General features: G+C 36.6%; 8 protein-coding genes, 1 tRNA gene and 1 other RNA gene. 4 read left to right on the top strand and 6 right to left on the bottom strand.

What is annotated here, in order from left to right:
- Positions 1-322 precede the first annotated feature (322 nt).
- From ACQKNC_RS22030 to ffs, 6 genes are all read right to left on the bottom strand, one after another.
- On the bottom strand, positions 323-595 hold the full coding sequence (locus ACQKNC_RS22030; RefSeq protein ID WP_427426853.1) for a pro-sigmaK processing inhibitor BofA family protein: 273 nt from the start codon (positions 593-595) through the stop codon (positions 323-325).
- A gap of 117 nt (positions 596-712) precedes the next feature.
- On the bottom strand, positions 713-928 hold the full coding sequence (locus ACQKNC_RS22025; protein ID WP_049662544.1) for a YaaL family protein: 216 nt from the start codon (positions 926-928) through the stop codon (positions 713-715).
- 13 nt (positions 929-941) lie between these two features.
- Positions 942-1,538 (bottom strand): recombination mediator RecR, encoded by a 597-nt coding sequence (gene recR, locus ACQKNC_RS22020; protein WP_427426852.1) that lies wholly within the window; start codon positions 1,536-1,538, stop codon positions 942-944.
- Positions 1,539-1,549: 11 nt separating this feature from the next.
- The gene (locus ACQKNC_RS22015) at positions 1,550-1,864 is read right to left on the bottom strand and encodes a YbaB/EbfC family nucleoid-associated protein (RefSeq protein ID WP_427426851.1); all 315 of its coding nucleotides are present in this window, start codon (positions 1,862-1,864) and stop codon (positions 1,550-1,552) included.
- A gap of 21 nt (positions 1,865-1,885) precedes the next feature.
- Positions 1,886-3,673 carry a DNA polymerase III subunit gamma/tau gene (gene dnaX / locus ACQKNC_RS22010; RefSeq protein ID WP_427426850.1) on the bottom strand — a complete coding sequence of 596 codons (1,788 nt, stop codon included), beginning with the start codon at positions 3,671-3,673 and terminating at the stop codon, positions 1,886-1,888.
- A 293-nt stretch (positions 3,674-3,966) separates the two neighbouring features.
- Positions 3,967-4,234: signal recognition particle sRNA large type (gene ffs, locus ACQKNC_RS22005), an RNA gene on the bottom strand.
- Positions 4,235-4,415: 181 nt separating this feature from the next.
- Between ffs and ACQKNC_RS22000 the strand changes: the two genes are divergently transcribed.
- From ACQKNC_RS22000 to ACQKNC_RS21985, 4 genes are all read left to right on the top strand, one after another.
- Positions 4,416-4,508: transfer RNA gene (locus ACQKNC_RS22000), tRNA-Ser, on the top strand.
- A 307-nt stretch (positions 4,509-4,815) separates the two neighbouring features.
- A complete protein-coding gene (locus tag ACQKNC_RS21995) occupies positions 4,816-6,078 on the top strand; it encodes an ATP-binding protein (protein WP_427426849.1) in 1,263 nt (420 codons plus the stop codon).
- On the top strand, positions 6,079-6,957 hold the full coding sequence (locus ACQKNC_RS21990; protein ID WP_427426848.1) for a response regulator: 879 nt from the start codon (positions 6,079-6,081) through the stop codon (positions 6,955-6,957). It abuts the gene before it with no gap.
- Between the two features lie 91 nt (positions 6,958-7,048).
- Positions 7,049-8,323, top strand: a complete 1,275-nt coding sequence (locus ACQKNC_RS21985) for a cation:dicarboxylate symporter family transporter (RefSeq protein ID WP_427426847.1) — start codon at positions 7,049-7,051, stop codon at positions 8,321-8,323.
- The last annotated feature ends 6 nt before the right edge of the window (positions 8,324-8,329 follow it).

Raw genomic sequence — 8,329 nt, 5'->3', positions numbered from 1 at the left:
TCGTCCTGAGCCAGGATCAAACTCTCCATAAAAAGAAATTTGATTAGCTCAAATTGTTTTGCTGGCATCATGTTTGATGTCCAAAATTTTGTTTCTTTCACTAACTCAAGGTTAGCTACTAAAAACTTTATTGATTACGTTTTGCTTGTTCAGTTTTCAAGGTTCATTTCGTTGCCACTCGTTTAGCAGCAACTCTTATATAATATCATGTCGCATATCCGATGTCAACAACTAAATTCTATTTAATTTAATTGTTTGTTTTCCAACAGTTATCTTAACGACTCCTATTACTATACCACAATACTTTTGTTATGCAAGCATTTTATAGAAAAAATATTAAAGCAGTTATTCCTAGTACACCCGGAATACCTAGAATGGCAATTGTTAACACCGAAAATAGATTAATCGGTACATTATAGCCAGCATACCCTATACCTAAATGAATAATAAATAATAGAAGAAAGGCAAAGGCAAATCTAAACCAAAACACAGACATTCCTTCTAAAATTTTACCCATTTTAGCATGTCTTATTATTATATAAAGAAAAAGAAGCACTACAGGTACACAAAAACTCATAATTACTAACCACGACAAATGGTTTCCCCCTTAGCAATATAATTATGAAAGTTTATGTTTCCTGTTTTGCTTCTATGAATATCAATTATGCCTCCGGCGGATGTTTGGACACCCAATGAAATAAGCTAAAAACTATTATTTAATTAATACTCTTCGAATTCTAGCTTCCTTGAATAAATAAAAATGTATACTCTCCGCCGCTTTTCGTTGAGCGATTACCTCTAAATCATAGTCATCTAGTAATTCCTCAATTATCTTTGCCTGCTGTAAATCCTCTTTTGTTTCTTTTATAAGATTCACCAGCTTGTCATCGAATTCTTTTTTTAATTTTCCCTTACTGCGGAAGAACATATTAATCCCTCACTCACAATTCTCGGCGACCTTCCATTGCCTTCGATAACGTTACTTCATCTGCATACTCTAAATCTCCACCTACCGGTAGCCCATGAGCGATCCGTGTTGTTCGAATGCCAGATGGCTTCACTAGACGAGAAATATACATAGCTGTCGCCTCACCTTCAATAGTTGAATTCGTAGCTAAAATAAGCTCCTGAACAGCCTCATCTTGCAAACGAACTAGTAGTGAAGCGACATTAATATCCTCTGGACCAATACCATCCATAGGTGAAATAGCTCCTTGTAATACGTGATACATACCATTGAAATCACGCATTTTTTCCATCGCAATCACATCTTTTGTATCTTGGACAACACAAATAATAGAATGATTTCGTTGTTTATCCGTACAAATATGGCAAGGATCTACATCAGTTATGTTGCCACATACGGAGCAGTAGCTTAAATTTCGTTTAGCATCAATTAATGACTTTGAAAAGGACAAAACATCATCCTCTTTCATTGTTAACACAAAAAACGCCAGACGAGCCGCGGTCTTCGGCCCGATACCTGGCAATTTCATAAAACTATCAATCAGTTTCGATATTGGTTCTGGATAGTACATTTATTTACCTCCTAGAACGGAAGGTTCATGCCTTGAGTGAATTTACCCATTGTTGCATTTGTTTTTTCATCTACTTTTTTCAATGCTTCATTTGTAGCAATAACGATTAAATCTTGTAGCATTTCGATATCTTCTGGATCTACTACTGATGGATCAAGATTTACTTCTACGACTTCACGTTGACCAGTTACAGTTACTTTCACCATACCGCCACCAGCTGCGCCTTCAAATTGCTCTGCATTTAAAGCCTCTTGAGCCTCCATCATTTCTTTTTGCATTTTTTGCATTTTTTTCATCATACCTTGCATATTTCCCATTCCACGCATAAACATATTCCTCCTAAATGATTATTCTTCTACAATTTCAATAAAATCTTTACCAAACAGTTTTTCTGCTTCCGTTACAAGTGGATCTTGTGAAGCAAGTGGTTGAGCATCGTCGATAAACGGCCCTTCTGGCATTTCTGCCGGTGGTGGTTCTAATAATTCCACTTCATGATCGGTCTCATCCTGAGAATTTTTCTGCTGCTGTAGGCCATGATCACGAATAAACTCTTCACGTAATTTTAACCAAGCCTCTTCAGGCGTACAAAGCATTTCGTACATAATACCAGTTTGCCCTGCAATTAATTGTGTGAATTGAGCTTTTAGGGATTGATTATCAGCAACCATTTGACAATGAATATCATACTTGAATTTTAACACAAAAGCACTTGAAGATGCCGCAACAGGTTCAGCCTCCGCTAAAAGAGCTGATTGAGATTTTTGCATTTGGCTTAATGCCTGTGCCCAAACCGATTTGATACGTTGCACATCTTGCTTTGTAGCATCCTTTAGTATCTCTTGAATACGACCTGTTGGTGCTTTATAGCCATTTGGACTTTTAGCTCGTTGACGTTGCTCTTTTGGTGCTTGCGTCGTTTGTGTAGGAGCACTAGCTTGTAATTGAACTGATAGTTGTTGCACCATCTGCTCAAGTGCCACGATTTTTTGAGCGATTTCAGGGCTCATAGCTACCTCACTCGAAGTGGTAGTTTGACCAACTATCCCACCCGAAAACTGCACCATTTTAAGTAATGCTGTTTCCAAGTAAATCTTTGTATGGTGGGAGAACCGCATTTCTTGCTGTGTTTTCGCTAAAATATCAATGTAACCGTATAGTAAATCCGGTGCAAAATCATGCGCTAATGTAAATACTCGCTCCTCCGGTGATACTAGTTCTAATAATTCAGCCAAATCTTCACTTGTTTGCAATAATAATAAATCCCGGAAAAATGTAATCAGGTCCTCCGAAAGACGAAGAGGATCTTTCCCATCTGCAATAAGTTGCTCTAATAGCGCTAGCATTTGTGCAACATCTTTTACTTTTAGAGCTTCTGCTAATTCATAGAAAACTTCCTGACTAATAGAACCTGTAACAAGTAATGTATCCTCAAGCTTCAACTTTTCTCCGCTGAAGGATACAACCTGATCTAATAAGCTTAAAGCATCACGCATACCACCAGCTGCCGATTGTGCGATTACCTTTAAACCTTGTTCCTCAAATGGTAACTCAATATCCTCTAATACAACTTTCATGCGCTCAATAATATCATTGGTTGAGAGACGCTTGAAATCAAAGCGCTGACATCGCGAAATAATCGTAGCAGGCAATTTGTGGGGCTCTGTCGTTGCTAAAATAAATACAGCATGAGAAGGTGGTTCTTCTAATGTCTTTAAAAGAGCATTAAAAGCACTTGTAGAAAGCATATGCACTTCATCAATGATATACACTTTATATCTGCTACTTGCAGGAGCAAATCGAACTTTCTCAATGATGTCACGTATTTCTTCAACTCGTGAATTAGACGCCGCGTCGAATTCAATAACATCTGGATGAGAACCATCTGTAATACTTAAACAAGTAGCACATTCATTACAAGGCTCATTTGATGGTGCATGCTCACAGTTTAAAGCCTTTGCAAAAATTTTAGCCGTACTTGTTTTCCCGGTACCACGTGGGCCGGAAAATAAATAAGCATGCGTTGTTTTATTCGCTAGGAGAGCATTTTGTAGCGTTCTTTTGACATGTGCTTGACCAGACATTTCTCGGAATGATTGCGGTCGATACACACGATAAAATGCTTGATACGTCAATGGTTTCCTCTCCTTTTCTTCATTATATAGATTAGTTTTATTATAGCATTTGCCTCATTATTTATAAAATAGTGTCATCGTTTTTCTAAAAGTTCGGGACGATTCTCTTTCACTACTCGTAATGAAGGCCGATGCTTTCAGCTCCTATCCGTTTGCTTAGCACTATTTATAACTTCTTCAAACGTTCTGGTATTGCCCATACGTCTAAAAAATCTAACAAATATTATAAAAAATAATACAAAAAAACGCATCCGCCTTTTGTAGACGGATGCGTTTGAATTGGCAATTTAATGCCGTGCACCTTTCTTCGACAGCCGCACATAAGCGTTACTCTTGTCGTTAGCTCAGATTAGGCAACCCCGCGGCACATGAATAAGACCACTTAATGCTGCTTCCTTCCGGACCTGACATGGTTCATGGGTATCCATTGCGCAGGACCCAATCGTCAACACTACGTGCAAAAGGCAGACCAAACAATACGGACAGCCTCGAAAAAGGAATTCAGTCTCGCTAGAGCGGATTGCGAGTTACAGGACACCGCTACCTTCCCACCTAGCACGGCAATAACTAGTATACTTTCTGTTTTAATAAATTGCAACTTAATACACATAATATTTGTATGGAACATTCTATCTGTACTGTAAATAAACAATTATAAAAAAACATGAGAAAATATGTTGACGTGTATTTTAAAATATGATAAATTAATTCTTGTCGATGAGACAATGCAACAAAACAACATGGAGGTATACCCAAGTCTGGCTGAAGGGATCGGTCTTGAAAACCGACAGGCGGGTAACACCGCGCGGGGGTTCGAATCCCTCTACCTCCTCCAGTTTTAAAATTCCGACTACGAAAGTAGCCGTTTTTTTTTGCCTAAAAATTATATGTAACACTTACTAGATACCACTTCCACTTAGGTTGTGGTATTTTTTTATTGTAAATTATGATTTTATAACTGGGAATAATCTATATCATATTTTCTTTAGACAAAAACGCTTTCGTTTCGAAGTCGAGTTCTACCTCAACGCAATATCAAAAGTAGTGGTACAATTACTTTTATTGCAAACACGAAACGAGCTCTTAGCAAACTTTTTCTTTGCTATATTGCTTCGTTAATATTGATTAGGAAGGATTTTTTTATGCACTCGAAATTTTACTTATCTCGAGCATCCCTCACTTGGATTTTAATAATTGCTCTATTAACTGCTATCGGTAGTGAGATTAAAATAATGCCTTTCGCTGATACACCTTTTCGTTTTGGATTAGGAAGTATTATTTTCTTTTTATGCACTCTACTTAGACCTACACCTATCATTTTGGCTGGAATTACTACGAGCATCGTGACAACCATTTTTCGAGTTATCATTAATTACTCTATACATGATGTTCCATTAGTAGATGGTTTACTTATACATTTACCTGCTGCTGCATTTTATATACTGTTTGCAATATGCCTACAAATTCTAAGCATTCATCAATATAGAGAAAAACCACTATTTCTTGGATTGCTAGTTGCGTTTAGTGAAGTATTCAGTAATTTAGTGGAACAACTATTTCGTTTTTTAATAAATTCTTATACTTTTTTACTCCTTCATGATTTACTTATACTGTTAGCAGTTGCTTTATTACGTAGTTTTTTTGTTGTTGGTATTTATAGTTCCATTTTAATCGCTGAGCAAAAAAAACGTGTTCAGGAGATGCTTACTATCGGCTCAGATTTATATGTTGAGACACTTTATTTAAAAAAATCTATGAACCACATAGAAGTAATTACAGCCAGCGGGTTTGATTTATATCGACAGTTAAAAACTCTAGGCAATCGTGCAGAAAGTTTACAGGCACTTCATATTGCCCAGGAAATTCATGAAGTAAAGAAGGATTCGCAACGCATTTATGCAGGTATTTCTAAAATTGTTGGGGAGAAGAGCTTTGGCTCCCTAAGATTATCAGAATTATTACATTTTATCGAAGACGGCAACAGTAAATACGCAGAATTTTTAAGGAAAGAAATTGAGTTTAAAATAAAAATTGACGGCGATTTTCAAACGAAAGAACATATTGCATTGCTTGCACTTTTAAATAATTTAACAGCTAATGCTATTGAAGCAATCGATGGTCAAGGCATCATTTCTATTGCCATTCAGCAGCAACAGGATGATACTTTAATAACAGTATGTGATAACGGGAAGGGTATCCCACAAAGTAATCTCTCTATTATTTTTGAACCTGGATACACCACAAAATATAATGTAGACGGTGTCGCAGCAACAGGTATTGGGCTTTCACATGTTGTTGAATTGGTAAATAAATTAAATGGCTCAATAACCGTTGAATCAAACAATCAAAACACGATGTTTAAAATTACAGTTCCTACGCAAACTATTCAAACGGGAGAGACTTAAATGAGGTATTTTATTGTAGATGATGATCGTGCAAGTCGGGTCATGTTAAAGCAAATTATTGAAGATAGTGGTTTAGGTACAGTAATTGGTGAAGCACGCAATGGTGAGGACGCCATTCCACAAATTTTAATGACACAGCCAGAGTTTGTGCTGATTGATTTGCTTATGCCTAAGCTTGATGGGATAGCAACAGTCGAGCACCTTATTCAAAATCGTTTTGAGGGACAATTTGTCATGATTTCTCAAGTAGTGAATAAGGAAATGGTAGGTGAGGCATATGAGCAAGGTATAGATTTCTTTATTCATAAACCTATAAACCGTATTGAGGTTGAGAATGTTTTACGTAAAACAACTGAACAATTTCGCCTAAAAAACTCATTGCTTATTATTCGCCAATCACTTACAAATATCGATCTAAGTGAACAAATAAATCATAAAGCAACATCACGTGATCATATTCAATCCATCTTAAATGATATGGGTATCGTTGGTGAACTCGGAAGCGAAGATATTATAGCTATCATCGAAACATTGCTTGCACATCAGCACAAAATTGCGCCACTTCCTCCATTAAAGGAACTTTATGAGGAAATTGCAGCTGTCACAAAGGCTACACCAGATGAAATTTTGAAGGAAAGTAAAGCCATTGAACAGCGTGTACGCCGTACAATATTAGCAGCGATGATAAATCTCGCTAATTTAGGTGTCGTGGATTATACAAACTCCGAATTTGAATATTACGCACCTCGATACTTTGACTTTAAAGAAATTCGTCAGCTTATGACTCAGATAGAAGATCACGGAAATCGTAAAGCAAAGGTTAATATTAAGAAGTTTATTCAGGTATTATATTCAGACATTTTAACAAAAATAAATTAATTTTCTCGGATTTTGTCGGATTTCATAAGTCCTCCGTATTATTAAAGTAAGGCAAGTCCTAAAAATTTTAATATTAGGGGGTACTAAGGTTTTGAAGAAGAAATTTAGAATCAGTTTAGCGACTCAAATTTTAATCGGTTTGATTTTAGGGATTATTGTTGGCGGTATTTTTTACGGAAACCCAAAAATCGAAACATATTTACAACCTCTAGGTGATATTTTCCTTCATCTAATTAAGATGATTGTTGTACCGATCATTATCTCGACTTTAATCGTTGGTGTTGCTGGAACTGGAGATATGAAACAGCTTGGACGATTAGGCGGTAAATCACTTATTTACTTTGAAATTATTACAACAGTAGCAATTGTAATTGGTTTACTTTCTGCAAACTTATTCCAACCAGGTGCAGGTGTAAACATGAACGAGCTCTCTCAAGGAGATATTTCGAAATATGTTGCAACTACAGAAGAAGTAAAGCATGAAGGACCATTTGATATTATTGTAGGCATTGTACCAACAAATATCATTCAGGCTATGTCTGAAGGTAATATGCTTGCTATAATCTTCTTCTCAGTTATTTTTGGTTTAGGGGTAGCTGCCGTTGGCGAACGAGGTAAACCAGTATTAGACTTCTTCCAAGGGGTAGCAGATGCTATGTTCTGGGTAACTAACCTCGTAATGAAATTCGCTCCAATTGGGGTATTTGGTTTAATTGGTGTAACCGTTTCCAAATATGGATTCGCTTCACTTATACCACTCGGCAAACTTGCTATACTTGTTTATGCAACAATGCTATTCTTTATCTTTGTAGTTCTAGGTCTTGTTGCAAAATTCGCGGGTATCAACATCTTCTTCTTAATTAAAGTACTAAAAGATGAGCTGATTTTAGCGTTCTCAACAGCAAGTTCTGAAGCTGTATTACCACGAATTATGATGAAAATGGAGAAACTAGGTGCACCAAAAGATATCGTATCCTTTGTTATTCCTACCGGTTACTCCTTTAACCTAGATGGTTCTACATTGTACCAAGCTATTGCTGCATTATTTATTGCTCAAATGTATGGTATTCACCTAAGCATTGGTGAACAAATTACATTAATGCTTGTATTAATGGTTACATCTAAAGGGATTGCAGGTGTTCCAGGAGTATCCTTCGTTGTGCTTCTAGCAACTTTAGGTACTGTCGGCATTCCAATTGAAGGTTTAGCATTCATCGCAGGTATCGATCGTATTCTTGATATGGGACGTACAGTCGTTAACGTAATTGGTAACTCACTTGCGTCATTAGTAATGGCGAAATGGGAAGGCCGTTTCGATACGGAAAAAATGAAAAATTACTTTAAAGATAATGAAAATTTAGCATAAAACTTA

This window comes from Lysinibacillus sp. NPDC094177 (assembly GCF_050279145.1).
Lineage (GTDB): Bacteria > Bacillota > Bacilli > Bacillales_A > Planococcaceae > Lysinibacillus.
Note: the sequence above shows the minus strand (reverse complement) of the source record. Positions and strands in the feature narration are given on the sequence as shown.

Coding starts and splice junctions, on each gene's coding strand:
- ACQKNC_RS21995 (WP_427426849.1), top strand. CDS start 4,816: ATGCACTCGAAATTTTACTTATCTCGAGCATCCCTCACTTGGATTTTA.
- recR (WP_427426852.1), bottom strand. CDS start 1,538: ATGTACTATCCAGAACCAATATCGAAACTGATTGATAGTTTTATGAAA.
- ACQKNC_RS22025 (WP_049662544.1), bottom strand. CDS start 928: ATGTTCTTCCGCAGTAAGGGAAAATTAAAAAAAGAATTCGATGACAAG.
- ACQKNC_RS22015 (WP_427426851.1), bottom strand. CDS start 1,864: ATGCGTGGAATGGGAAATATGCAAGGTATGATGAAAAAAATGCAAAAA.
- ACQKNC_RS21990 (WP_427426848.1), top strand. CDS start 6,079: ATGAGGTATTTTATTGTAGATGATGATCGTGCAAGTCGGGTCATGTTA.